Below are 26,199 nucleotides of genomic sequence, written 5' to 3' on the forward strand. Positions count from 1 at the left end.
GGTCACCTCTCCCCGACGGGGAGGGGTCAACCGAAGGCGCGGCCGTCATCATCGATGGCAAGAACGGCGAAGCTCGCCAGCCAGTGTTCGCCCATATAGTCGCCGGCGATATGTGGCAGCCCGACGTCGAGATGGCGTCGTGCGACATCCTGCAGGATCGGGCGGCGGGCATCGGCTTCGGGCAATGCTTCGGCAAGGGCACGCCAGCACCATGCGCGGCTGAGATTGAGCCCGTCGAGATGGGCGATCTTGCCGTCCGTTCGATCCGTGACGGTAGCTGGCCGAAACAGTGTCGCGGGCTCGTGCTGCGCAAGCCGTGGCAGGAAGCGGTCGAACCAGGGCAGGAATGCGTCCGGCGCCAACAGGCGGCGCATGCACTCGGCTTCGATCAGCGCGGAAGACTGGAAGTCATCACCGCTCGGCTCGCCCCAGGCGGGACAGTCCTCATCGGCCCCGTACCAGCGCAGCGCCGTCTCACGCAGCAGTAAGCTGAGCGCATGGTCTTGCGTCGCGGTCGCGTAATCGGCGGCCATGCGCAGGCCAAACGCGGTGTTGAAATGCGTGCCGACCCGCACCGGATAAGCGGCGAGCGGCAGGAAATCGCGAAAGCGCTGCGCAAAGACCGCCGCGAGCGGCGCGATGCGTTCGCGCCATCGGGTTTCGTCGAGCGGCGAGAGTTCGGCCGCGAGCTTCAACAGCCAGCCCCAGCCATAGGGCCGCTTGAAGCCGCGTGCGGTGGGGGCCGCGAGATAGGCGCATTCCGCCGCGACCTTCTCCGCAACGAACTGCTCGTCGAACAGGGCGCGGATGTCATCCGCAGCTTCTGACTTCGGGTGACGGCGCAGCAGCCGGGCAAGCATCCAGTAGCTGTGCACGCAGGAGTGCCAGTCGTAGCTGCCGTAGAAGACCGGATGCAGCTCGCGCGGCGGGCGCGCGTCCCCTGGCCCCGCCAGCACATGATCCGGCTTGTTTGGATATTCACGCCTGATATGGCCGAGCGCGATGCGGGCAAACCGGACGGCGAGTTCCTCGGTGAGGATTGGGGCACCCATGAAGCATTCTCCTTTCGCCTGCGCCAACCAATGACCTCGATCAGGCACGGTGTCATGTAGATAGGACACTGCGTCGCTGCGAAGGTCGCCGAGCAACCGTGCGGCCTGTAGATCATTGTTGAAGTAGATCATCTATGCATGCATTATTGCTTCCATGAATTTGCCCGCCGTCGATCTCAACCTGCTGGTCGCCTTCGAAGCACTGATGGACGAGCGCCGCGTCACCCGTGCGGCGGAGGCGGTTGCCGCTCCCTATATTAGCGCCTGATTCCGAATCAGGCAGCTCATGCGCGTCTTCAGCGTTCCCATCTCCGCACCGTTCCTGCGCACCGTCATCTCGGCCCTGGTCGATGGCCGGCTGATCGCGGGATTCGAGGCGCGGAACGATCCGGCGAAGCTCGCCAACGCCACACTCTATCTGCCGACCCGGCGCGCCGGGCGACTGGCGCGCGAAGTTTTTCTCGACGTGCTCGACGCCGACGCCGCGGTGCTGCCGCGCATCATCGCACTCGGCGATATCGATGAGGACGAGCTCGCGTTTACGGACCAATCGGACGCTGTCGGCGGCGCGGCCCCCCTCGAGATTCCGCCAAAGCTCGGCGAGCTCGAACGCCGCCTGACGCTGGCGCATCTGGTCGCGGCCTGGGCGAAGACGCCAGTGTCCTCGCCGCTCGTGGTCGGCGGCCCCGCCTCGACCTTGCAGCTCGCGGGCGACCTCGCGCGATTGATGGACGACATGGTGACGCGCGGCGTCGACTGGCGCGAGCTCGACCGGCTGGTGCCGGACCAGCTCGACAAATACTGGCAGCACTCGCTCGAATTCCTGCGCATCGCGCGCGACGCCTGGCCGAACTACCTGAAGGAGATCGGCAGGATCGAGCCGGCTGCGCGGCGCGACCTGCTGATCGAAGCTGAAGCGGCGCGGCTCACGGCACATCACGCAGGCCCGGTGATCGCGGCCGGTTCGACCGGCTCGATGCCGGCGACGGCAAAATTCCTGCACGCGGTGGCGAAGCTTCCGAACGGCGCGGTCGTGCTGCCCGGGCTCGACACCGATCTCGACGAAGACTCCTGGGACACGATCGGCGGCGAACGCAACGACGAAGGCCGTTTCACCACGCCGCCCTCGTCGAACCATCCGCAATTCGCGATGCATACGCTGCTCGACCGCTTCGGCATCAAGCGTCGCGACGTCGAGAGCCTTGCGGCACCGGCGCCGCTCGGCCGCGAGGTGCTGGTGTCGGAGACGATGCGCCCGTCGACCGCGACCGCGCAATGGCACGACCGGCTGGAGCGCCCCGAGATCGTCGCGCGCATCTCCGCCGGGATGAGCAACCTTTCCGTGGTCGAGGCGCCCAATCCAGAGATGGAGGCGCTGGCGATCGCGGTGGCGATGCGCGAGGCGCGCCATCTCGGCAAGTCGGCCGCGCTGGTGACGCCGGACCGCGCGCTGGCGCGCCGCGTGATGGCTTCGCTGACGCGCTGGAATCTGGAATTCGACGATTCCGGCGGCGATGCGCTGATGGAGACCTCGCCCGGCGTGTTCGCCCGACTCACCGCAGAAGCGGCGGCAAAGGGGCTGGAGCCGCCGACGCTGCTCGCGCTGCTCAAGCATCCGCTGTTTCGGCTCGGCGGCGCACAGGGCGCGCTGAAGCGCGCGGTCGAAGTATTGGAACTCGCCGTATTGCGCGGCACGCGGCCGCAAGCGGGCTCCGGCGGCTTGGCGCGCGATTTCGAGCGCTTCAGCGCCGAGCTGACAAAGCTCCGCAACGGCGAGACCTCATCGCTGCACGTCGCGGAGCAGCGCGCGCGGCTGCGCGATCACGATCTCAACCAGGCGCAGGGCCTGATCGCGAAACTGCAGGCCGCACTGGCCCCGCTCGAGGGCATGGCGCCGTCGAGGCCCTACGATTTCGCCGAACTGGCCTCGCGGCATCGCGATGTGCTGATGGCGCTGTCTTGCGACCATCACGGCGTCGCGGTCGTGTTCGAGGATCGCGCCGGCGGCGTGCTGGCATCGGCATTCGACGATTTGCTCGCCAAGCAGCAGCCGAGCGGCCTGATGACGCCGCTTGCCGACTATCCGGAGGTGTTCCAGACTGCGTTCGCCGACCGCATGGTGCGGCGGCCGGAATCCGCGCGCGCCCAGCTCAACATCTTCGGCCAGCTCGAGGCGCGCTTGACCGAATCCGATCGCGTCATCCTCGGCGGGCTGGTCGAGGGTGTCTGGCCGCCGGCGCCGCGGATCGATCCGTGGCTGAGCCGGCCGATGCGGCACCAGCTCGGACTCGACCTCCCCGAGCGGCGCATCGGCCTCTCCGCGCATGACTTCGCGCAGCTGCTCGGCCACGACGAGGTGATCCTCACCCATGCTGCCAAGGTCGGCGGCGCGCCGGCGGTTGCCTCGCGCTTCCTGCATCGGCTGGAAGCGGTTGCGGGCGAGGAACGCTGGAAGGCTGCGAAAGCAGCCGGCGAAACTTACGTGCAATATGCTGCCGAGCTCGACCGGCCCGACAAGGTCGAGCCGATCGCCCAGCCGGAGCCGCGGCCGCCGCGCGAGGCACGGCCGCTGAAAATGTCCGTCACCGCGATCGAGGACTGGCTGCGCGATCCCTACACGATCTATGCGCGCTATATCCTCAAGCTCGATCCGCTCGATCCGGTCGACATGCCATTGTCCGCTGCCGATCGCGGTTCGGCAATCCACGAGGCACTCGGCGAATTTACGCAAACCTATGCTGACGCGCTGCCGGCCGACACGATGCGCACCCTGCGCGAGATCGGCGGCAAGTATTTCGCGCCGCTGATGGAGCGGCCCGAGGCCCGTGCGCTGTGGTGGCCGCGCTTCCAGCGCATCGCCGCATGGTTTGCCGAATGGGAGCAGGCCCGGCGCGGCAATATCGACGCAATCAAGGCCGAGATCCGCGGCGAAATCGGCATTCCGCTCGACAACGCGCGGACCTTCGTCCTCTCCGCGCGGGCCGATCGCATCGAGCTGCGACACGACGGCAGCTTTGCGATTCTCGACTACAAGACCGGCCAGCCGCCGACCGGGAAACAGGTACGCATGGGCCTGTCGCCGCAGCTCACTTTGGAAGCCTCGATCCTGCGCGAAGGCGGCTTTGCCGACATCCCCGCCGGCTCCTCGGTCGGCGAGCTCGCCTATATCAGGCTGAGCGGCAACAACCCGCCGGGCGAGCAGCGTTCGCTGGAATTGAAGATCAAGCCCAGCGACACACCGCAGCCGCCCGATGAGGCCGCCGACAGCGCGCGGCACAAGCTGGAAGCGCTGATCCACGCCTTCGACGACGAGCAGCAGGCCTACACCTCGCTGAACCTCTCAATGTGGGCGAACCGCTACGGCGCCTATGACGACCTCGCACGGATCAAGGAATGGTCCGCCGCCGGCGGCCTGGGGATCGAGGAATGGTAAAGGCACCCCGCCCTATCCCGTCAGCGGTCCGCGACGCGCAGGCGCGCGCGTCCGATCCGAAGGCATCGACCTTCGTGTCGGCGAATGCCGGCTCGGGCAAGACGCACGTTCTTGTCCAGCGGGTGATCCGCCTGCTGCTGTCAGGCGTGCCGCCGGAAAAGATCCTCTGCATCACCTTCACCAAGGCCGCCGCCGCCAACATGGCCGAGCGGGTGTTCACGACGCTCGGCCACTGGGTGACGCTGAACGACACCGCGCTCGATGCCGCGATCCGCGAGGCTGGCATCGCCTACCCGAATGCAACGCTGCGGCGCGATGCGCGAAAGCTCTTTGCCTGCGCGCTGGAGACGCCCGGCGGCTTGAAGGTGCAGACCATCCACGCGCTGTGCACTCGGCTGCTGCAGCAGTTTCCGTTCGAGGCCAATGTGCCGGCGCGCTTTGCCGTGCTCGACGACCGCGACCAGAACGAGATGATGGAACGTGCCAATCTCGCGGTGTTCCTGGACGCCTCGCGCAATCCCGACAGTCCGATCGGCCGCGCGCTGATGACGGCGATGGCGAGCGCCGCCGACGTCACCTTCAAGGACGTGGTTCGCGAGGCCTGCCTCAGCCGCGACCACTTCATGGCCTGGACCGACACCGCCGGCAGCGCCGCGGCGGCGGCCGCACAGATGTCCGTCGCGCTCGGCGTGTCCCCTGACGACCGCATCGAGGATATCGAGCGCGAGATCGTCGATGGGCCCTATCTCAGGCGCGCCGGATGGGAAGAGATCGCGGCCGCGCTCGACACCGGCAGCAAGTCCGACCAGGACCAGGCGGCACGGCTGCGCGAAGCGCTGGTATTCACCGGCGCCGCGCAGGTCGACGCGTATCTTGCGGTGTTCCTGACCGATGCCGACCGCACGCCGCGCAAATCGGTGGTGACGAAGAAGTTCTGCGACAACAATCCCGCGATCGGCCGGCTGTTCGAGGCCGAGATCCGCCGCGTGCTGCCACTGGTCGAACGGCGCCGCGCCGTGGTCGCGCGCGACCGCACCGAGGCGTTGATCCATATCGCGACCGCAGCAGCGGCGCACTACCGCCGCGAAAAACTGGAACGCGGCCTGCTCGACTATGACGACCTGATCGACAAGACGCTGGAGATGCTCGACCGCGTCTCCTCCGGCTGGGTGCACTACAAGCTCGACCGCGGCGTCGATCACGTGCTGATCGACGAGGCGCAGGACACCAGCCCGCGGCAATGGGACATCGTCGCCCACATCATCTCGGAATTCACCTCAGGCGCCGGCGCCCGCGACGGCCTGGTGCGCACCGTGTTCGCGGTCGGCGACGAGAAACAGTCGATCTTCTCCTTCCAGGGCGCAGCACCGCGCGAGTTCGACCTGCGCCGCCGCGAGCTGAAGCGGCGGTTCGAGGATGCCGGGCTGAAGTTCGATCCGGTGTCGTTCACCTACTCGTTCCGCTCGGGACCGACGATCCTGCACTCGGTCGACCACGTGTTTCGCGAGCAGGAGATCTATCGCAGCATCCACGCGGTCGAGAACGGCTATCCGATCCACAACGCGATGGCCGACGCCGGCCCGAGCCTGATCGAGCTCTGGGATCTCGCGCAAGCCGATGACCGGCAGGACATCGAAGGCTGGCGCGCGCCGTTCGACGGCGTATCGGTGACCAGCCCCGAGGTGAAGCTCGCGCGGCGAATCCAGGCCGAGATCAAGCGTCTCGTCGCCAGCGGCACCATGACAGGCAGCGCCGGCGCGCGCCGTCCGTTGCGTTACGGCGATATGCTGATCCTGGTGCGCCGCCGCGGCAACGCCTTCGATGCGGTGATCCAGGCGTTGAAGCACGCCGGCATCCCGGTCGCCGGTGCCGACCGGCTGAAGCTGACCGAGCACATCGCGATCATCGACCTGATGAATCTTGCCGACGCGCTCCTGCTGCCGCAGGACGATCTTGCGCTCGCGGTGGCGTTGAAGAGCCCGTTGTTTGGTCTCACCGATGACGATCTGTTCAAGCTGGCATGGCAGCGCCGTGGATCGCTGCGCGAAGCGCTCGCCGCGCAGGCCCCGACCGACGGTCGATTTGCTGCCGTGCTCCGGCGCCTCGAGCAATGCGAGCGCCGCTTCGCGAATGAAACTCCGTTCGCCTTCTACGCCTGGCTGCTCGGCGGCGACGGCGGGCGGGCCCGCATCCTGCGCCGGCTCGGCCACGAGGCCAACGACGCGCTCGACGAATTCCTTGAGCTCGCGCTGAGCTATGAGCGCAAGGCTCCGGCCTCGCTGCAGGGCTTCGTGGCGTGGCTGCGGGCGGCCGATACCGAAGTGAAGCGCGACATGGAGATTTCGCGCGACGAGGTCCGCGTGATGACCGTGCACGGCGCCAAGGGCCTGGAATCATCAGTCGTCTTCCTCGTGGACACCACGACCTCGCCGTCCGACACGCAGCGCCTGCGGCTGATCCATCTGCCGCAGGGCAACGCCGCGCCGCATGCGCCCGGTGTCGTGGTGTGGGCGGGCAAGAAGGCGGAAGATCCGCCCGGGGTCGCCGACGCGCGCAAGGCGATGCTCGGTGACACCGAAGACGAATATCGCCGCCTGCTCTATGTCGCGATGACGCGCGCCGCGGATCGCTTGGTCGTCGGCGGCTGCATGCCCGGCAATATGAACACGGTGCGCAAATCCTCCTGGTATGACCTGATCACCAAGGGGCTGGCCAATTCCGGGCTCAAGCTCGAGGAACTCGAGACATCGGCTGGCAAGATCAAGCGCTACTCGCGGGCGGAGGACGGCGCGGCGGTCACTGGCGCGACAACGTCGACGACGGCAGCGCCGATTGTGCTGCCGCCATGGCTGCGCGCGCCCGCCGCTCCTGAAGCCTCTGCAGCCGGCCTGCTACGCCCTTCCGATCCCGCCGACGGCGACGGCCACCACGTGCGGACCGCCGAGTCGGTCGTAGCGCGCGCTCGTGCCCTGCAGCGCGGCACGCTGGTGCACCGCCTGCTGCAATCGCTGCCGGATGTCGCCTCTGAGCGGCGCCGTGACGCCGCGCTGGCCTATCTCGCACGCAATGCCGATGGCTGGAGCGAGGAGGAGCGCACGACGCTCGCAGGCCAGGTGCTCGCCCTGATCGCGGATCCACGCTTCGCGGCAGTGTTCGCCCCCGGCAGCCGCGCCGAGGTCTCGATCGTCGGTCGGCTGGACCGGCCGGGTCAGTTGAAGGCGCTGGTCTCAGGTCAGATTGACCGGCTGGTGGTGACCCCGAAGGAAGTCCTGATCGTCGATTTCAAGACCAACCACGCCCCGCCCAAGACCGCCGCTGAAGCACCAACGGGCTATGTCAGGCAGCTCGCGCTGTACCGCGCGGTGCTTGCCAAGCTTTATCCGCCGCTCCCTGTCCGCGCCGCCCTGCTCTGGACCGAAATACCTGAAATCATGGAACTTTCTGCCTCCGCGCTGGACGCTGGGCTGGCATAAGGTCATGTCGGCGTGACCGAGCTTGACCCGGCAAGGGGGCGTTCATAGGTTTCCTCCATGCTCCCCGGGCGCGATTCTCAGTCGCGCCTTTTGTCTCAACCGAACGAGGTACTCCGATGGCCGTTGGCAAGGTTTCTGACGCCGATTTCGAAGCCGAAGTGCTCAAGGCGACCGGGCCGGTGGTCGTCGACTTCTGGGCCGAGTGGTGCGGCCCCTGCCGCATGATCGCGCCCGCCCTTGACGAGATTTCCGGCGCGATGGGCGACAAGGTCAAGATCGTGAAGCTCAACGTCGACGAGAGCCCGAAGACCGCGTCGAAGTATGGCGTGATGTCGATCCCGACCCTGATGATCTTCAAGGGCGGCGAGATGGCCTCGCGTCAGGTCGGTGCCGCGCCGAAGGCGAAGTTGCAGCAGTGGATTTCCGCTGCGGTCTAATCCGCGTCGAATTAGCCGATTGCGAAACGGCCGGCGCATCGCCGGCCGTTTTCTTTTGTGCCGGGTCGCGCGAATGCGCGCCCGATGGGTCATCAGGGCTCTGGGCAAACGTCAGACCGGCGGCGTGCCGTTGGCGGCAAGCACGGGGCCGGCGAGATAGAGCGAGCCGGTGATCAGGATGCGCGGCGGCACCTCATAGGCCAGCATGGCGAGCCGCTGCAGCGCGGCGTCGACGCCGGGCGCGATTTCGACCCGCATGCCGAGCGCGCGCGCCGCGTCGGCCAGTCGCTCGGGCGGCATACCATTGTCGCGTCCGGGCACCGGCACGGCGATGATGTGGCGCGTCAAGCCGGCGAAATTGGCGAGGAAGGCGCCGGCGTCCTTGTTGCCCATCATGCCGGCGATGACGACGAGCGGCCGCGACACGCGCTCCTCAAGATCGCCGAGGGCTGCGGCCGCGACGCGGCCGCCTTCGGCATTGTGCCCGCCGTCGAGCCAGACCTCGCTGCCTTGCGGTCCCTGGCTGACGAGCGTGCCGGACACCAGCCGCTGCATTCGCGCCGGCCACTCGGCATTGACGATGCCGGCTTCATAGGCGGCCATGTTGAGCTTGAACGCACCGATCGCGCGCAGCGTCGCGATCGCAAGGCCGGCATTGTCGAACTGATGACGGCCGAACAGCTTTGGCGCCGCCAGATCCATCAATCCGCGCTCGTCCTGATAGACCAGCCGGCCGCGCTCGACGCTGACATGCCATTGCTGCCCGGCCGCGTGCAGCGGCGCGCGCATGCGGTTCGCCTGCGCCTCGATCACAGCCATCGCCTCGGGCGCCTGCTCGGCGCAGACCACCGGAACCTTGCGCTTGATGATCGCAGCCTTCTCTCCGGCGATCGAGGTCAGTGTGTCGCCGAGGAATTCCATATGGTCCATGCTGACCGGCGCGATGACAGAGGCGAGCGGCGTCTCGACCACGTTGGTCGAATCCAGCCGGCCGCCGAGGCCGACCTCAAGCAGCGCGACGTCGGCCGGATGCTTTGCAAACAGGCAGAACGCCACCGCCGTTTCCATCTCGAAGATGGTGACGGGATTGCCGGCGTTGACGCGTTCACAGTGCTCGAACGTTGCATGCAGCTCGTCGTCATCGACGAGCTTGCCGCCGCCGACCGCGCCCAGCCGGTAGCATTCGTTGATCCGTACCAGATAGGGCGAGGTGAAGACGTGCACGCGCAGGCCGGCGGCTTCCAGGATCGCGCGCAGATAAGCGATCGTGGATCCCTTGCCATTCGTGCCGGCGACATGGATCACCAGCGGCAGCTTGCGCTCGGGATGATCGAGCCGCTCCATCAAGCCGAGCATGCGGTCGAGGCTGAGATCGATGCGCTTGGGGTGCAGTGCCGACACCCGCGCGATCAACGCCTCGAACGAGGACGGTGATGAGGTGGCTCTCCCGGTCACGCGTGCGGCGCGGCCGGCACCGTCTCCGGAGCCGTGACGATCTGGGCCGGCGTCGTGACGGCGGCCGTGGGTTTCGATGAGGTTTCGAGCGCCGGCGACTTCGTCAGCAGGCGGCACAACCGCGCCAGCGTCGCCTTCATGTCGTGGCGGTGCACGACCATGTCGACCATGCCGTGCTCGCGCAGATATTCGGCGCGCTGGAATCCCTCGGGGAGTTTTTCGCGGATGGTCTGCTCGATCACGCGGGCGCCGGCAAAGCCGATCAGCGCGCCGGGCTCGGCGATGTGGATGTCGCCGAGCATCGCATAGGAGGCGGTGACGCCGCCGGTGGTCGGGTTGGTCAGCACGACGATGTAGGGCTGCCGCGCCTCGCGCAGCATCTGCACGCCGACCGTGGTGCGCGGCATCTGCATCAGCGACAGGATGCCTTCCTGCATCCGCGCGCCGCCGCTCGCGGCGAACACGATGAAGGGCGACTTCTTCTCGACCGCGAGCTCGAGCCCGCGCACCATCGCCTCACCGGCAGCCATGCCGAGCGAGCCGCCCATGAAATCGAAATCCTGCACGGCGACGACGACACCGGCGCCCTCGAGCTTGCCGTAGCCGACCTTGATCGCGTCGTTCAGGCCGGTCTTGGTGCGGGCATCCTTGATGCGGTCGACATATTTGCGCTCGTCGCGGAACTTGAGCGGATCGGCGGTGACCTCGGGCAGCGCAACGTCGAACCAGGTCTCGTTGTCGAAGATCGACTTCAGCCGCGCCACCGCGCCCATGCGCATGTGGTAGTTGGAGCCGGGGATCACGAACTGGTTGGCCTCGACGTCCTTGTAGAACACGAGCTGCCCGGAATCCGGGCACTTGATCCAGAGATTTTCCGGCGTCTCACGGCGCAGGATGTTGCGGATCTTCGGCCGGACAACGTTGGTGAGCCAATTCATGGTTCGCTCCGAAATGCGGATCGGTCCCGCATCATGTGGTTATATGGCGGGGCCGGGCAAACCCGGCAAGCCGCCCAGCGCGGCCTTGTCGCCGCAAATTATGGCTTATTCAGCGGCCTGCCGGGCGCCGCGGACCCCCTGGGCCAGCGCCGACACGAGGTCCGCCACCGCGGTGACGGTCTTCGGCGTCGCGCGGCCCTCGGCATCGAGGCTCGCACGCACCGCATCGACGATCGCGGTGCCGACCACGGCGCCATTGGCGCTTTCGGCAATCGCGCGCGCCGTCTCCGGGGTACGGATGCCGAAGCCGACGCAGACCGGCAGCTCGGTGTGCCGCTTGATGCGGGCGACGGCTTCTGCAACCGCCTTCGAATCCGCGGCCGCGCTGCCGGTGATGCCGGTGATCGAGACGTAATAGACAAAGCCCGAGGTGTTGGCGAGCACCGCCGGCAGGCGCTTGTCGTCAGTGGTCGGCGTCGCCAGCCGGATGAAGTTCAATCCGGCCTTCATTGCCGGGATGCAGAGCTCGGTGTCTTCCTCGGGCGGCAGGTCGACGATGATCAGGCCATCGACACCGGCGGCCTTGGCATCGGCCAGGAAGGTGTCGACGCCATAGATGTAGATCGGATTGTAGTAGCCCATCAGCACGATCGGCGTGGCGTTGTCGTCCTTGCGGAAACCGCGCACCATCTCCAGCGTCTTGCGCAGCGTCATGCCGCCCTTGAGCGCGCGCAGGCCGGCAGCCTGGATCGACGGGCCGTCGGCCATCGGATCGGTGAAGGGCATGCCGATTTCGATAATGTCGGCGCCGGCCTTCGGCAGCGCTTTGACGATGTCGAGCGAAGTTTTTGCGTCGGGGTCGCCGGCCATCACGAAGGTGACGAAGGCAGAGCGGCCCTCCTTCCTGAGGTCGGCGAACTTGGCGTCGATACGGGTGGTCACTTCTTCCTGCCCTTCAAGATGTCGCCGACCTGCGGCACGTCCTTGTCGCCGCGGCCGGAGAGGTTGACCACCATCAGGTGATCCCTCGGACGCGCAGGCGCGAGTTCGGACAGTTTCGCGATGGCGTGCGCCGATTCCAGCGCGGGGATGATGCCTTCGAGCCGCGACAGCAACTGGAACGCGGCCAGCGCCTCCTCGTCGGTCGCCGACAGATACTTCACGCGGCCGGTCTCATGCAGCCAGGAATGCTCGGGCCCGATGCCGGGATAGTCGAGCCCGGCCGAGATCGAATGCGCTTCCTGGATCTGGCCGTCCTCGTCCATCAGGAGATAGGTGCGGTTGCCGTGCAGCACGCCGGGGCGGCCGCCGGCCAGCGAGGCGGCATGCAATTGCGTCAGCCCGTGGCCGGCGGCCTCGACGCCGAAGATCTCGACCGAGGGGTCGTCGAGGAACGGGTGGAACAGGCCCATCGCATTGGAGCCGCCGCCGATGCAGGCGATCAGCGAATCCGGCAGGCGGCCTTCGGCCTCCTGCATCTGCTTGCGCGTCTCGTGGCCGATGACCGACTGGAAGTTGCGCACCATCATCGGATAGGGATGCGGGCCTGCGACGGTGCCGATGCAGTAGAACGTGTTGTGCACGTTGGTCACCCAGTCGCGCAGCGCGTCGTTCATCGCGTCCTTCAGCGTGCGCGCGCCCGACTGCACCGGGACAACCTTGGCGCCGAGCATTTCCATGCGGATCACGTTCGGCTGCTGGCGCTCGACGTCGACCGCGCCCATGTAGACCACGCATTCGAGCCCGAAACGGGCGCACAGCGTCGCCGTCGCCACGCCATGCTGGCCGGCACCGGTCTCGGCGATGATGCGCTTCTTGCCCATGCGGCGCGCGACCATGATCTGGCCGAGCACATTGTTCACCTTGTGCGAGCCGGTGTGATTGAGCTCCTCGCGCTTCAGATAGATCTTGGCGCCGCCGAAATGATCGGTGAGACGCTCGGCGAAATACAACGGCGAGGGCCGGCCGACATAGTCCTTCAGATAGGCGTTCATCTCGGCCTGGAACGACGGATCGGCCTTGGCCTCCGCATAGGCCTTCTCGAGGTCGAGGATCAGCGGCATCAGCGTTTCCGCCACGAAGCGTCCGCCGAAAATGCCGAAATGTCCGCGCTCGTCGGGTCCGGTGCGGAAGGAATTGGGCAGCTTTTGATTCATCGAACCATCAGTTCCTGGGTTGCGCGCGCGGCGCGGATGAAGGCGCGGATCAGCTCGGGATCCTTGACGCCGGGCGTGCGCTCGACGCCCGACGAGACGTCGACACCGCCAGCACGTGTTACGGTGACGGCCTCGGCAACGTTATCGGCACGAAGCCCGCCCGAGACCATGTACGGCAGAGCGAGATCGAGATTTTCCAGCACGCGCCAATCGAACGGCGCGCCGAGACCGCCCGGCCGTGTGGCGTCCTTCGGCGCCCGGGCATCGAACAGGATGCGCTCGGCGACCCCGGCATAGCCCGGCAGCGGCGCGAGATCGGCCGCCGTCTCGACCGGCAGCGCCTTCATCAGGGGCAGGCCGAACCTCTGCTTGATGTCACGCAGCCGCGCCGTCGTCTCCTTGCCGTGCAATTGCAGGATATCCGGCCGCAACGTCTCGACGATGTTTTCCAGGGTGGCGTCGTCGGCATCGACAGTCAGCGCGACCTTCACCGCGCGGCCCTTGGCGCGGCTGCCGAGGTCGCGCGCGACCTCCAGGCTGATATGGCGGGGCGACGGCGGAAAGAACACGAACCCGACCATGTCCGCGCCGGCGTCAAGCGCGACGTCGAGCGTCTCGCGCGTGGACAGGCCGCAGATTTTGACAAGCAGGGACATGGTCTCGAAACGGGTCGTCATCCGGAACGGTTTTTCGGGCAGCCGGAACCGGGGCGTACCCACGTCCGACGGGGCGGGTTCTACAACGTCGCGCCCTGCTTGTCTCGCCCGGCCGACCCGTAAAAACCGGTTTGGCCCGGTGCGGGCAGCCGCAGCGCATCGCCCCGGGCAGCGGCGGCCCTGAGATCGGTGAGCTCGGCGCGGGCCCGGCGGGCATCGGCCTCGTGCTGCCGGGCGGCGCGGCGCCAGCGCCCCTGCCGGAACCAGGTCGCGATGCCGCCCGCGATCACGCCCAGGATTGCCGACGCGATGATCACGACGAACAGCGGCAGCGTGACCGCGATCGTCGGTGTGACGGAATTGAAGGGATCAAACGACACCGTCACCCAGTGACGGTTTGCGACCGCGAAGATGATGAAGATCAGCCCCAGCGGGATGACGACCAATGCCGTGAAGAACTTTCGCATGACCATCTCTCATAGCGATGGAGAAAGCGCGGGCGCGGGCCCGCAACACGGCACGCCTGAGCTCGCGCGCTACGCGTCAGCCTTTGGTGCGTCGACCTTCGACGCTTCAGCTTCGACGCTCTCGCGATTGAGACGCTCGCGCATCTCCTTGCCGGTCTTGAAGAACGGCACGCTCTTCTGATCGACCGGCACATGCTCGCCGGTACGCGGATTGCGGCCGGCACGCGCCGGACGATGCTTCACGGAGAATGCGCCAAAACCACGCAGCTCGACACGGTCGCCACGCGCCAGCGCCGCGACAATCTCATCGAGAATCGCATTCACAATGTTCTCGACATCCCGCTGGTAGAGGTGCGGGTTGTGCTCGGCGATACGCTGAACAAGTTCGGATTTAATCATCGAAAATGGGATCCGGGATCTCGCGGAAGTCCATTTCCGTGAAAATGCCCTGCACTGTCAAGACGCTAAATCAATTCCTGATGTCGCGAATTAGGGTGACAAATAGCCCAATTGGGCCATTTGGCGATTCCCGCAGAGCGGGTATCGCCTCGGCGATACGCCTCGGCGCCGATTAGTTGGTTCCGGCCGGGGTCCACAACGCCAGCATGCCGTACAGCCCGAACCGGTCGACCGCCTGCACCATCCCGCCCTGCTCGATTCGCCGCGCGATGGCGCCCAGACCGAGCGCGTCGAGCGTCATGGATGCTGCGGTACGCAGGAATGTCAGGTCCCCGAAGCGCGGATTGAGCTTGTAGTCACGCACTGGAAGGCCGCTTTTGACCTTCTTTTCCGCGACCAGCCATGCGACCGCGGTCCTCTCATCGCCGAGCTGATCGATCAGCTTGAGATCAACCGCCTGCCTGCCGGTGAAGACGCGTCCATCCGCGACTTTCTCCAGCAGGGCGTCGTCCATGCCGCGCCGCTCCTTCACCAATCCACGGAACCATGCATAAGAATCCTTCACCAGCGCGTCGATCGCGGCGCGCGCTTCGGGACTGGTCGGCTCAAGGCCGTTCGGCGCCGCCTTCAACGGCGAAGACTTGATCTCCTCGACCTTCACGCCCACGGTCTTGAGAAGTTCTGAAACGTTCGGAAACTGGAAGAGCACACCGATCGAACCGACCAGCGACGTCTGCTGGGCGACGATGTGATCGGCCGCGATCGCGGTGATGTAGCCGCCCGACGCGGCCAGCCCCTCGACGACGACGACGAGCGGCTTCTTCGCCTTCAGCTGCGTCAGCGAGTCGTAGAGCTGCTCGGAGCCCGCGGTGGTGCCGCCGGGCGAATTGATGTGCACGACCACTGCCGCATAGCTCGATTTCTCGAGCCGCTCCAGCGCCTCGGCGCGCTGCTGGTCGCTGCGGATCAACCCCTCGATATTGACGCGTGCGATCGCCCCCTTCGTCTCGAGCAGGTCGCGCCCGCCAGTCGCGAACAGGCCGACGCCGATGATCGCCGCAATCGCCACGACGGCGGCGGTGACGCGCCAGAAGGTCAGCTTGCGCCTGATGCGGCGGCGATCGACGATCACGTCTGAATCCAGCGACATGGAAATGCTCCAGGAATGTCCGCGCGTTCTTGCAGTCGCAGCGTCACTATGACCTTAGCCAAATACATCAATTGCGACGCAATATGAAGAAAACAAGGCTCGCTATACTCCTAACGTCTGTAGCCGGATGGAGCGAAGCGCAATCCGGGAAGACCCCACCGCGGGCGCCGAACCCCGGATTTCGCTACGCTCCATCCGAGCTACGATTTTTCCTGTCTTTGACAAATAGAAAGGCCCCGGCTTTCGCCGGGGCCCGGTTGGTTCGCGCAAAACTGAGCGAACGCTTACTTGTCGGTGCCGCGGTTCTTGAGCGCGGTGCCGAGGATGTCGCCAAGCGTCGCACCCGAATCGGAGGAGCCATACTGCGCGATGGCTTCCTTCTCCTCGGCGACTTCCAGCGCCTTGATCGAGACCTGCACCTTGCGGGCCTTCTTGTCGAACTGGATAACGCGGGCATCGACCTTCTCGCCAACGGCGAAGCGTTCGGCGCGCTGGTCGTTGCGGTCGCGGGCCAGCTCGGACCGCTTGATGAAGGTGGTGAACTCGGTGCCCGAGATTCGCACCTCGATGCCGCTCTCCTTTACTTCGAGCACTTCGCAGGTCACGACCGCGCCCTTCTTGACGTCGCCCGGCTCGGCGAAGGGGTCGCCTTCGAGCTGCTTGACGCCGAGCGAGATGCGCTCCTTCTCGACATCGACATCGAGCACCACGGCCTTGACCATGTCGCCCTTCTTGAAGTTGTCGATGACCTGCTCGCCCGGAAGCTTCCAGTCGAGATCCGAGAGGTGGACCATGCCGTCGACGTCGCCCTCGAGACCGAGGAACAGACCGAATTCGGTCTTGTTCTTGACCTCGCCCTCGACCACCGAACCAACCGGGAATTTCTCGACGAACACCTCCCAGGGATTGCGCATGGTCTGCTTGAGACCGAGCGAGATACGGCGCTTGACCGAATCGACTTCCAGCACCTGCACTTCGACTTCCTGCGAGGTCGAGACGATCTTGCCGGGGTGCATGTTCTTCTTGGTCCACGACATCTCGGAGACGTGGATCAGGCCTTCGATACCCGGCTCGAGCTCGACGAACGCACCGTAGTCGGTGATGTTGGTGACGCGGCCGGTGAAGCGGGCGCCGAGCGGATACTTCGCTTCGATGCCCTGCCACGGATCGTCCAGCAGCTGCTTCATGCCGAGCGAGATGCGGTGCGTCTCGTGGTTGATCTTGATGATCTTGACCTTCACCGTCTGGCCGATGGTCAGCACCTCGGTCGGATGGTTGACACGGCGCCAGGCGATATCGGTGACGTGCAGCAGGCCGTCGATGCCGCCGAGGTCAACGAACGCACCATAGTCGGTGATGTTCTTGACCACGCCGTCGATCACCTGACCCTCCTCGAGGTTCTGCACCAGCTCCTGGCGCTGCTCGGCGCGGGTCTCTTCGAGAACCGTGCGGCGCGACACCACGATGTTGCCGCGGCGACGGTCCATTTTGAGGATCTGGAACGGCTGCGAGTTGTTCATCAGCGGCGCAACGTCGCGGATCGGACGGATGTCGACCTGCGAGCGCGGCAGGAAGGCAACCGCGCCGTCGAGGTCGACGGTGAAGCCGCCCTTGACCTGATTGAAGATGACGCCGTTGACCTTTTCGTTGTTCTGGAACGCCTTCTCGAGCTTGCCCCAGCTCTCCTCGCGGCGCGCCTTGTCGCGCGACAGCACGGCTTCGCCGAGCGCATTCTCGATACGGTCGAGGAACACCTCGACGGTGTCGCCGACCTTCAGATCGCTGTCACGACCGGGGCCGGCGAATTCGCGCAGCGCGACGCGGCCTTCGGTCTTCAGGCCGACGTCGATGACGGCCATGTCCTTCTCAATTGCAACCACCTTGCCCTTGATGACCGAGCTTTCCTGCAGATTGCCGCCGGCAAAGGACTCATCAAGCATCGCCGCGAAATCGTCGCGGGTCGGAGTATAGGAAGACGCAGTATTCGAAGCCATTTGTTCTCCAGATGCGGAATATTGCCGGCCGTTCGGGTTGATGGGCGCACCGCGCGTGGAGTGTCGGGGTTCCGCAACCCCTGACGACCGCTCGTTGCAGGAGGCACAACAGCGGGCCGGCAGCAGGACTGCACGTTCGGTACGTTTGATTGATCCGGAGCCCGAAACGAGAATATCGACTTCAAGACCTGGGAGCGGGCGTTCCTCCAGATGCGGCAAGGGCTCAAACCCATCGCCGGCCCGCTTCAGACACAGCCTCGACATGGTCGATGGTGGCCCGGACGCCGCTGATATAGCCCCGCAGCGTGCTCTCGGCAAGCGCGAAATGCCCCATTTTGCTGCGTTTTCGGGCCCGGAGCGTCGCTGCCGGCCTATGTTCAGCGCTTGGCGCGCGCCTGTTCGACGATGGCGATGGCGGCGCGCACGCCGGCTTCGATGTCGAGATTGGAATTGTCCAGGGTATGCGCGTCCGGGGCCGCACGCAGCGGCGCAATGGCGCGATTCTTGTCGCGCTCGTCGCGCTTGAGGATGTCGGCCAGCACCGCTTCCTCGTCGGCGTCCTCGCCGCGGGCGCGGGCCTCCAGCGTCCGCCGCCGCGCGCGCACCCGCGGGTCGGCGACCACGAAGATCTTCACGTCGGCGTCAGGGCAGATCACGGTGCCGATGTCGCGACCGTCGAGCACCGCGCCGGGCGGATCGGCGGCGAACTGGCGCTGGAAGTTGACCAGCACCTCGCGCACCTTGGGGAAGGCGGAGACCACGGAGGCGGCCTCACCGACCTTCTGCGTCTTCAGGATCGGATTGCCGAATTTCTCGGGGTCGAGCTCGAGCGCCGCGGCCACTGCCAGCGCCTCATTGTTGGGGTCGGCGCCCACCACCATCATCTCATAGGCCACCGCGCGGTAGATCACGCCGGTGTCGAGATGGCGATAGCCATAGTGGTGGGCGAGCCGCTTGCCGAGCGTACCCTTGCCTGAGGCGGCGGGACCGTCGATGGCGATGATCATGCGAAGTCAGCTCCGAGCGAGCGCATCATTGGAATGAAATCCGGAAAGCTGGTGGCGATGAAGGTGATGTCGTCGACCTTCACCGGCTTGTCGGAAGCGCAGCCCATCACCAGCGCCGACATTGCGATGCGATGATCCATATGGGTCGCGACAAGGCCCCCGCCGGGAACATGGCCGCGGCCCTCGATGATCAGATCGTCGCCGGAAACCTCGACCTTCACGCCGTTGACGCGCAGCATGTCGGCGGTGGCTTCCAGCCGATCGGATTCCTTGACCCGCAGCTCCTGCAGGCCGCGCATGATGGTGGTGCCCTCGGCAAAGCTCGCCGCGACCGCCAGCACCAGATATTCGTCGATCATCGACGGCGCACGTTCCGGCGGCACCTCGACGCCGCGCAGCTTCGAAGCACGAACGCGCAACTGCGCCATTGGTTCGCCGACGTCGCCGCGGACCTCGCTCTCCTCGATGGAGGCGCCCATCTCGCGCAGCGTGGTGAGGAGGCCGGTGCGCAGCGGATTGGTCATCACGTCGGAGAACATGACATCGGAACCTTCGACGATCAGCGCCGCCACGATCGGGAACGCGGCCGAGGACGGATCGGCCGGCACCACGACCTCGGCGCCGTGCAATTCGGGCTCGCCGTCGAGCGTGATCCTGCGGCCATGGCTGCCCTCCTTCTTCGAGGAGATCTCGGCGCCGAAATGCCTGAGCATCAGCTCGGTATGGTCGCGGCTCGCTTCCTGCTCGATCACGGTGGTGACGCCGGGGGCGGACAGCCCCGCCAGCAGCACCGCGGACTTGATCTGGGCCGAGGCGACCGGCGTCTTGTAGACGATCGGCACCGGATAGCGCGCCCCATGCAGCGTCAGCGGCAGCCGGCCGCCTTCGCGGATATCGCTGGTCCTGGCGCCCATCAGCTCCAGGGGATCGAGAATGCGGCGCATCGGTCGCGAGCGCAGCGAGGCATCGCCGTCGAATACCGCCGCGATCGGACAGCCGGCGACCGCCCCCATCACCAGCCGGCAGCCGGTGCCGGAATTGCCAAAATCGAGCGTTGCGGAGGGCTGGGCGAATCCTCCGACCCCAACGCCGGAGACCGACCAGGCAAACGGTCCGGTCCGTTCCACCCTGGCGCCCAGCGCGCGCATGGATTTGGCGGTATTGAGCACGTCCTCGCCTTCCAGGAGGCCGGAAATGCGGGTTTCGCCGACCGCAAGCGCCCCCAGGATCAGGGCGCGATGGGAAATCGATTTATCGCCGGGAACGCGGACTTTGCCGGCCAAGGGGCCGCTCGCACGAGCTTCCAGCGGGGTCGGGGTGTCGGAATGAGCCAAGATTGTGTCCTCTCGCGCCGCGGCAGGTATCACATAGGCAACACCACGTCACGCGCCCGTCAAATGCGCGCAAACCGCTATTGACAGCGGCCCCTCAACTAGCCAAGTGAAGCTCCGTTTTTCAGGAAAATTCCCAGGATCACCAAGTGGCCAAGTCCGATCTCGGAACCAAGCGCATTTGCCCGACCACGGGCAAGAAGTTCTACGATCTCAACAAGAATCCGGTGATCTCGCCCTACACCGGCGAGGTCGTGCCGATCGCGCCGGTGGCCCCGCCGCGGGGCCGCGGCGCCAATGTGAGCTCGCCCACCACCGCAGCCGAAATGCCCGAGGCGGCCGAGACCGAAGAGTTGGTCTCGCTCGAGGAGGCCGATGCCGAGGAGAACACCGGCAAGGTCAAGGCTCAGGTTCCCGAATCCGAGGACGATATCGAGATTGATGAGAGCCTCGAGGACGATGACGACGATGATTCGACCTTCATCGCCGACGAGGAAGAGGGCGATGAGGACGTCACCGACATCATTGGTGACGTTGGAGGTGACGAAGAGACTTGAGATCGTCGCCAATCTGTGGTGAAGGGTGCTGCCTCACGAGTCGCCTAGGACTCGGGGGCCCGGGCAGGGCTGGAAGGTCGTGCCCAAACTGGAAGACTTACGGGGCCATAGCTCAGCTGGGAGAGCGCTTGCATGGCATGCAAGAGGTCGGCGGTTCGATCCCGCCTGGCTCCACCACGCTTCGCCCTTCGGGCTACGCGTGGCGCAGCCACGAGTTGCCCAGAGGGCGAAGCGTGGTGTCCGGCGTAGCCCGAAGGGCGTAGACGGACGGCCTGGAATCCCTGCTCGTGGCGCCTGCCCGTGGATGCCAATGTGGTACGTCTACGTCATCCGCAGCATCGATTTCCCCGATCAGGAATACGTTGGCGCCACCGAAGACCTGAAGCGCCGTATCCCTGAGCACAACGCGGGCAAGTCGGCACACACCTCAAAATTCCGACCCTGGCAGCTCGTCTGGTACTGCGCATTTTCGGACAAGTACAAAGCCCTCGCGTTCGAGAAGTACCTCAAATTGCACTCCGGCCGTGCCTTCGCCAAGAAGCGCCTCTAGCTCCCCTTCTCCCCCAGCACCGCATTCAGCCGGTCGCGCAGCGCGACAATCTGGTCCTTCATCGCCAGCAATTCGCCGACCGAGCAGGCCGACGCCGCGAGGATCGATTGCGGTACCGACTTGGCCTTTTCGCGCAGCGCGTGCCCCTGGGGCGTCAGCGCGATCAGCACCTGGCGCTCGTCTTCGGTGCTGCGGCTCCGCTTGATCAGCTCCGCCGCCTCCAGCCGCTTGAGCAGCGGCGTCAGCGTGCCCGAGTCCAGGAACAGCCGCTGGCCGATATCCTTGAGCGGGACGCCGTCGCGCTCCCACATGGTCAGCATGACGAGATATTGCGGATAGGTCAGGCCAAGCTTGTCGAGCAGCGGCTTGTAGACGCGGTTGAAGGCGTGCGCGGTCGAATAGACCGCAAAGCAGATCTGGTTGTCGAGCCGCAGCGCCTGATCGGCCGCCGTCTGTTTCCTGGTCATGAATCCCGTCAGACTTGTCATGCCGGGGTCATTGTGGCTCCACGTGACCCGGGATTCAATTGCGAACAATTAAATGTGAGGCCGCACAATTTATATTGCACACAATCTAATTTCACGCAACCTATTGACGATCGAATTCAGACCCAAGGGAGACCACGATGTCTGTGAACGTGCTCTACAAGACCAGCGCCAAGGCAACCGGCGGCCGCGACGGCCATGCGGCGACCCTCGACGGGGCGCTCGACGTCAAGCTCGCGACCCCCAAAGAGCTCGGTGGCGGCGGTGGCGCCGGCAACAACCCTGAGCAGCTGTTCGCGGCCGGCTATGCCGCCTGCTTCATCGGCGCCATGAAGTTCGTGGCCTCCCAGGGCGGCCCGAAGGTTCCCGCCGACGCCTCGGTGACCTCGACGGTTGGCATCGGCCCGCGTTCGGCCGGCGGCTTCGGCCTCACCGTCGACCTCGCGGTCTCGCTGCCCGGTGTGCCGCGCGCGGACGCCGAAGCGCTGGTCGAGAAGGCGCATCAAGTGTGCCCCTATTCCAACGCGACCCGCGGCAATGTCGACGTCAAGCTGACGGTCGTCTAATTCGTCTCCGCGAATGGTCCGCCACGCGTGGCGGGCCATTCGTTTCCCGCCTACCCGAAGCAGGCTTCGGTTCGCTTGGCGAACATGAGAACGGCCCGCTGCATGGGCCTGCGCGCGCGAGGGCATTGCTGCCTCGCCTGAAGACCGTTAGCTCTGGGACCCTATTTCCGATCCCACCTGAGCGAAGGTTGCTTCCATGAATACCCCTGCGCCAACAGGCGCGATGACCGGACTGCGCGTGATCGATCTGACGCGCGTGCTCGGCGGCCCCTATTGCACGCAAATCCTTGCCGACCACGGCGCCGACGTGATCAAGGTCGAGCCGCCGGCGGGCGACGAAGTCCGGGACTGGGGCCCTCCCTTCCACGAGGAGGACGCGGCCTATTTTGTCGGCATCAACCGCAACAAGCGCTCGATCGGCCTCGACCTCGCCTCCGAGGGCGGGCGCGCGGTGCTGATGAAGATGCTCGAGACCGCCGACGTGCTGATCGAGAATTTCAAGCCGGGCACGCTCGACAAATGGGGCATCGGAAACGACGTGCTGCGCGCGAAGTTTCCGCGCCTCGTGCATTGCCGGATCTGCGGTTTCGGCGCCGACGGCCCGCGCGGCGGCAATCCAGGCTATGACGCGATCATCCAGGCGATGACCGGCATGATCGCGGCCACCGGCTCGCCCGAGAGCGGACCGATGCGCATCGGTGTGCCGCTGGTCGACATCACCACCGGGCTCTATGCCGCGATCGGCATCCTGATGGCGCTGTCGGAGCGGCAACGCTCGGGCCTCGGCCAGTTTCTCGAGACCACGCTGTACGAGACCGGCCTTGCGATCATGCATCCGCACACCGCGAACTACTTCATGCATGGCAAGCCGCCGTCGCTCACCGGCAACGAGCATCCAAACCTCGTGCCCTACGCGATCTTCCCGACCAAGACCGACAACATCTTCATCGGCGTCGGCAATGACGGGACGTTCCGCAAGCTCGCCCGGGAGATCGGCAAGCCCGAGCTCGGCACCGATCCGCGCTTTGCCCGCAACAAGGACCGCATCGCCAACCGCGATGCGCTGCGCGAAGAGCTTGCCGCCGTGTTCAGCCAGCACGAGGCCGAGCCGCTGTGCAACCGGCTGCTCGCCGCCGGCCTGCCGGCCGGGCCGGTGCAGAAGATCGACCAGGCACTGACCAACCCGCACACGATCTACCGCGGCGATATCATCGAGAAGGATTGGTACAAGGGCGTCGGCTCTCCGATCCGGCTCGATCGCACCAAGCCGAACCTGCGGCGCACGCCGCCGAAGTTCAGCCAGCACGCCGCGGAAGTGCTGAGTGAGTTCGGCTACTCAAAAGACGAGATCAACGCCCTGGTCGACAAGGGCGTGGTCTGCGGCCCCGAGCGCAAGCGCTAACCAGCGCCGATGACCCTGATTTGAATCGGTCTAGCCGCGAGCTCTTCACCTCTCCCCAGCGGGGAGGGGTCGATTTGCGTAGCAAATCGGGTGAGGGGTTCGGGTCCCACGAGAGAGTTTAACCCCTCACCCGCGCCTTCGGCGCGACCTCTCCCTATGGGAGAGGTTTGCACTGCCATTGCAGCGACAACTCAACCAAATCTCACCATGTTCTAGACACCACTAACCCCCCGGATGCGGTGCAACGTCACGCCTGACGTTGCACTGCAGGGGCACGGCTGCGGCATCCGCCTTTTTTACCGCTTCCCTTCGCGCTGGCTTCCCCCGTACGATGGCTTTCGTTTATACGGTCATTTGAACGTCATCCGGCGCTGCTAACGCGCGTAACGAAAGATGACGGTCCAACCGGGAGGGGTTTTGATGCTTTTTCGACGATTCGGTGCTGCTGCAGTGGCGGCGACTGCCACGCTTGCGTTCTCGTCACCTGCGCTTGCGGTGACCGAGATTCAGTGGTGGCACGCTATGACCGGCCCAAACAACGACGTCGTGGTCAAGCTTGCCAACGACTTCAATTCATCCCAGCACGACTACAAGATCGTCCCGACCTTCAAGGGCAGCTACGCCGACACGCTGAACGCGGGCATCGCGGCGTTTCGCGCCGGCAATGCACCGGGCATCATGCAGGTGTTCGAGGTCGGCACCGCGACCATGATGGCCGCGAAGGGCGCGATCAAGCCGGTCTCCGAGCTGATGAAGGAGCAAGGCGAGAAGTTCGACCCGCAGTCCTACCTGCCGGCGATCACGGGATATTACTCGACCTCCAAGGGCGACATGCTGTCGTTCCCGTTCAACTCGTCGAGCATGGTGATGTGGGTCAATCTCGACGCCCTGAAGAAGGCCGGCATCGACGCGCCGCCGACGACCTGGCCTGAGGTCTTCGCCGACGCCAAGAAGCTGCACGCGACGAGCCCGACCTGCGGCTTCTCCTCGAGCTGGATCACGTGGGGCCTGATCGAGCAGTTCTCCGCCTGGCACAACCTGCCGATCGGCACGAAGGCCAACGGGCTCGACGGCTTCGATACGGTGCTCGAATTCAACAATCCGATGGAAATCAAGCTGCTCGAAAACCTTGTCGAGCTGCAGAAGGACAAGAGCTACGACTATTCGGGCCGCACCAATACCGGTGAGGGACGATTCACGTCCGGCGAATGTCCGTTGTACATGACGTCCTCGGCCTTCTATCCGAACGTCAAGGTGAACGCGAAGTTCAACTATACGGCGGTGCCGATGCCGTATTTCCCGGAGGTGAAGGGAGCGCCGCAGAACTCGATCATCGGCGGAGCTTCGCTGTGGGTGATGGCCGGCAAGTCGGCCGAGGAGTACAAGGGAATTGCGAAATTCTTCACCTTCCTCTCGGATACCGACCGCCAGGTCTACCTGCACGAGGTTTCCGGCTATCTGCCCATTACGAAGGCGGCCTACGACAAGACCAAGGCGTCGGGCTTCTACGACAAGAACCCGATCCTCGAAGTGCCGCTGAAGGAGCTGACCAACAAGCCGCCGACGGAAAACTCCCGCGGCCTGCGCTTCGGCGGCATGGTCCAGATGCGCGACGTCTGGTCTGAAGAGATCGAAGCGGCGCTCGCCGGCAAGAAGTCGGCCAAGGAGGCGCTTGACGCTGCGGTCTCGCGCGGCAACCAGATGCTGCGCCAGTTCGAGCGGACCGCGGCCAAGTAAGGTCGCTCATATCGTGGCTGCGGGATCAGCGACCGCAGCCACGATGTCACGAAAGGGGGCGGGAGCTTCATGGAGAACCGGGCAATCTTCTCAGGCAAGCTGCTCGCCTGCCTCCTGGTTTTGCCGCAGCTTGCGATCTCCCTGATCTTTTTCTACTGGCCGGCAGCGCAGGCGCTCTGGCAATCCTTTCTCGTGCAGGACGCGTTCGGACTCTCGACCGAGTTCGTCTGGTTCGAGAACTACGCCAGCCTTCTGAAGACGCCCGAATATTACCAGGCGATCGGTACGACCTTCGTGTTTTCGCTGCTGGTGGTGTTCTTCTCGCTCGCCATCGGTTTGCTGCTTGCGGTCATGGCCAATCGCAACATCGCGGGCGTGCAGATCTATCGCACATTCCTCATCATCCCCTATGCGGTTGCGCCCGCAGTGGCGAGCGTTCTGTTCATCTTCATGTTCCAGCCAGGCCTCGGCATGATCGCGCGCGCCCTGCAGAGCTATGGAATTGACTGGAATCCGGTGCTGAACGGCACGCATGCGATGATCCTGATCGTTATCGTCGCGGTCTGGAATCAGATCAGCTACAATTTCCTGTTCTTCCTTGCCGGCTTGCAGTCGATCCCCAAAAGCGTGATCGAGGCAGCCGCGATCGACGGCGCGAGGCCCGCGCGGCGATTCTGGACCATCGTGTTCCCGCTGCTGTCGCCAACGACTTTCTTCCTGATCGTCATCAACATCACCTACGCGTTCTTCAATACGCTCGGCATCATCGACACGGCGACCGGCGGCGGCCCGAACGGCGCCACGCAGACGCTGGTCTACAAGGTGTTCCAAGACGGCAAGGTCGGCTCCGATCTCGGCGGCTCGGCGGCTCAATCGGTCATCCTGATGATCATCGTCGTGGCGCTGACCGCGATCCAGTTTCGTTATGTCGAAAAGAAGGTCCATTACTAGCCA

General features: G+C 65.3%; 22 protein-coding genes and 1 tRNA gene. 10 read left to right on the plus strand and 13 right to left on the minus strand.

The genetic code is table 11. The features are described 5' to 3' along the window. Positions 1-26: 26 nt before the first annotated feature. A complete protein-coding gene (locus MTX23_RS00385) occupies positions 27-1,052 on the minus strand; it encodes a DUF2891 domain-containing protein (protein WP_280974679.1) in 1,026 nt (341 codons plus the stop codon). A 286-nt stretch (positions 1,053-1,338) separates the two neighbouring features. On the opposite strand from MTX23_RS00385, the gene addB reads away from it, so the two are divergent. The 3 genes from addB to trxA all read left to right on the plus strand — a co-directional run bounded on the left by addB (position 1,339) and on the right by trxA (position 8,395). Then, entirely contained in the window at positions 1,339-4,485 is a 3,147-nt protein-coding gene (addB, locus tag MTX23_RS00390; RefSeq protein ID WP_280974680.1) for a double-strand break repair protein AddB, read from the plus strand. Beyond that, a complete protein-coding gene (gene addA / locus MTX23_RS00395; RefSeq protein WP_280974681.1) occupies positions 4,479-7,958 on the plus strand; it encodes a double-strand break repair helicase AddA in 3,480 nt (1,159 codons plus the stop codon). Before addB ends, addA begins: the two co-directional genes overlap by 7 nt. A gap of 116 nt (positions 7,959-8,074) precedes the next feature. Beyond that, positions 8,075-8,395: a thioredoxin gene (gene trxA / locus MTX23_RS00400; RefSeq protein WP_171712798.1), complete on the plus strand. Its 321-nt coding sequence runs from the start codon at positions 8,075-8,077 to the stop codon at positions 8,393-8,395. 111 nt (positions 8,396-8,506) lie between these two features. Here the strand turns inward: trxA and MTX23_RS00405 are convergent, their stop codons facing one another. From MTX23_RS00405 to aroA, 11 genes are all read right to left on the minus strand, one after another. Then, complete coding sequence (locus tag MTX23_RS00405; RefSeq protein WP_348637585.1) at positions 8,507-9,751, minus strand: folylpolyglutamate synthase/dihydrofolate synthase family protein; 1,245 nt, start codon at positions 9,749-9,751, stop codon at positions 8,507-8,509. Between the two features lie 95 nt (positions 9,752-9,846). Continuing rightward, complete coding sequence (gene accD, locus MTX23_RS00410; RefSeq protein ID WP_280974683.1) at positions 9,847-10,788, minus strand: acetyl-CoA carboxylase, carboxyltransferase subunit beta; 942 nt, start codon at positions 10,786-10,788, stop codon at positions 9,847-9,849. A 105-nt stretch (positions 10,789-10,893) separates the two neighbouring features. Continuing rightward, positions 10,894-11,730, minus strand: a complete 837-nt coding sequence (gene trpA, locus MTX23_RS00415) for a tryptophan synthase subunit alpha (protein WP_280974684.1) — start codon at positions 11,728-11,730, stop codon at positions 10,894-10,896. Beyond that, positions 11,727-12,944 (minus strand): tryptophan synthase subunit beta, encoded by a 1,218-nt coding sequence (gene trpB, locus MTX23_RS00420; protein ID WP_280974685.1) that lies wholly within the window; start codon positions 12,942-12,944, stop codon positions 11,727-11,729. The genes trpA and trpB overlap by 4 nt, the downstream gene beginning before the upstream one ends. Further along, the gene (locus MTX23_RS00425; RefSeq protein WP_280978326.1) at positions 12,941-13,600 is read right to left on the minus strand and encodes a phosphoribosylanthranilate isomerase; all 660 of its coding nucleotides are present in this window, start codon (positions 13,598-13,600) and stop codon (positions 12,941-12,943) included. Before MTX23_RS00425 ends, trpB begins: the two co-directional genes overlap by 4 nt. An 80-nt stretch (positions 13,601-13,680) precedes the next feature. After that, on the minus strand, positions 13,681-14,067 hold the full coding sequence (locus MTX23_RS00430; protein WP_280974686.1) for a LapA family protein: 387 nt from the start codon (positions 14,065-14,067) through the stop codon (positions 13,681-13,683). 69 nt (positions 14,068-14,136) lie between these two features. Beyond that, the gene (locus MTX23_RS00435; RefSeq protein WP_280974687.1) at positions 14,137-14,466 is read right to left on the minus strand and encodes an integration host factor subunit beta; all 330 of its coding nucleotides are present in this window, start codon (positions 14,464-14,466) and stop codon (positions 14,137-14,139) included. A gap of 172 nt (positions 14,467-14,638) precedes the next feature. Beyond that, positions 14,639-15,616, minus strand: coding sequence for a signal peptide peptidase SppA (gene sppA / locus MTX23_RS00440; RefSeq protein ID WP_280974688.1), 978 nt, complete (start codon positions 15,614-15,616; stop codon positions 14,639-14,641). A 284-nt stretch (positions 15,617-15,900) separates the two neighbouring features. Continuing rightward, entirely contained in the window at positions 15,901-17,610 is a 1,710-nt protein-coding gene (gene rpsA, locus MTX23_RS00445) for a 30S ribosomal protein S1 (RefSeq protein ID WP_280974689.1), read from the minus strand. 377 nt (positions 17,611-17,987) lie between these two features. After that, positions 17,988-18,617 (minus strand): (d)CMP kinase, encoded by a 630-nt coding sequence (gene cmk / locus MTX23_RS00450; protein WP_280974690.1) that lies wholly within the window; start codon positions 18,615-18,617, stop codon positions 17,988-17,990. Further along, entirely contained in the window at positions 18,614-19,951 is a 1,338-nt protein-coding gene (aroA, locus tag MTX23_RS00455; protein ID WP_280974691.1) for a 3-phosphoshikimate 1-carboxyvinyltransferase, read from the minus strand. The genes cmk and aroA overlap by 4 nt, the downstream gene beginning before the upstream one ends. A gap of 146 nt (positions 19,952-20,097) precedes the next feature. On the opposite strand from aroA, the gene MTX23_RS00460 reads away from it, so the two are divergent. The 3 genes from MTX23_RS00460 (at position 20,098) to MTX23_RS00470 (ending at position 21,055) form a co-directional block, all read left to right on the plus strand. Next, positions 20,098-20,505 (plus strand): TIGR02300 family protein, encoded by a 408-nt coding sequence (locus MTX23_RS00460; RefSeq protein WP_280974692.1) that lies wholly within the window; start codon positions 20,098-20,100, stop codon positions 20,503-20,505. A 101-nt stretch (positions 20,506-20,606) separates the two neighbouring features. Further along, positions 20,607-20,682 (plus strand) — tRNA-Ala (locus tag MTX23_RS00465). Between the two features lie 133 nt (positions 20,683-20,815). Beyond that, a complete protein-coding gene (locus MTX23_RS00470; RefSeq protein ID WP_280974693.1) occupies positions 20,816-21,055 on the plus strand; it encodes a GIY-YIG nuclease family protein in 240 nt (79 codons plus the stop codon). On the opposite strand, the gene MTX23_RS00475 is transcribed toward MTX23_RS00470, so the two are convergent. Then, positions 21,052-21,522 carry a MarR family transcriptional regulator gene (locus MTX23_RS00475; protein WP_280974694.1) on the minus strand — a complete coding sequence of 157 codons (471 nt, stop codon included), beginning with the start codon at positions 21,520-21,522 and terminating at the stop codon, positions 21,052-21,054. The two genes, MTX23_RS00470 and MTX23_RS00475, sit on opposite strands and share 4 nt — an antisense overlap. A gap of 158 nt (positions 21,523-21,680) precedes the next feature. On the opposite strand from MTX23_RS00475, the gene MTX23_RS00480 reads away from it, so the two are divergent. From MTX23_RS00480 to ugpA, 4 genes are all read left to right on the plus strand, one after another. Continuing rightward, positions 21,681-22,106, plus strand: a complete 426-nt coding sequence (locus tag MTX23_RS00480) for an organic hydroperoxide resistance protein (RefSeq protein ID WP_280974695.1) — start codon at positions 21,681-21,683, stop codon at positions 22,104-22,106. Between the two features lie 196 nt (positions 22,107-22,302). Continuing rightward, positions 22,303-23,508 carry a CaiB/BaiF CoA-transferase family protein gene (locus tag MTX23_RS00485; RefSeq protein WP_280974696.1) on the plus strand — a complete coding sequence of 402 codons (1,206 nt, stop codon included), beginning with the start codon at positions 22,303-22,305 and terminating at the stop codon, positions 23,506-23,508. A 420-nt stretch (positions 23,509-23,928) separates the two neighbouring features. Then, complete coding sequence (gene ugpB, locus MTX23_RS00490) at positions 23,929-25,245, plus strand: sn-glycerol-3-phosphate ABC transporter substrate-binding protein UgpB (RefSeq protein ID WP_280974697.1); 1,317 nt, start codon at positions 23,929-23,931, stop codon at positions 25,243-25,245. Between the two features lie 69 nt (positions 25,246-25,314). Next, entirely contained in the window at positions 25,315-26,196 is an 882-nt protein-coding gene (gene ugpA, locus MTX23_RS00495) for a sn-glycerol-3-phosphate ABC transporter permease UgpA (RefSeq protein ID WP_280974698.1), read from the plus strand. Positions 26,197-26,199: the final 3 nt, after the last annotated feature.

The sequence above is a fragment of the Bradyrhizobium sp. ISRA436 genome (assembly GCF_029910015.1).
Lineage (GTDB): Bacteria > Pseudomonadota > Alphaproteobacteria > Rhizobiales > Xanthobacteraceae > Bradyrhizobium.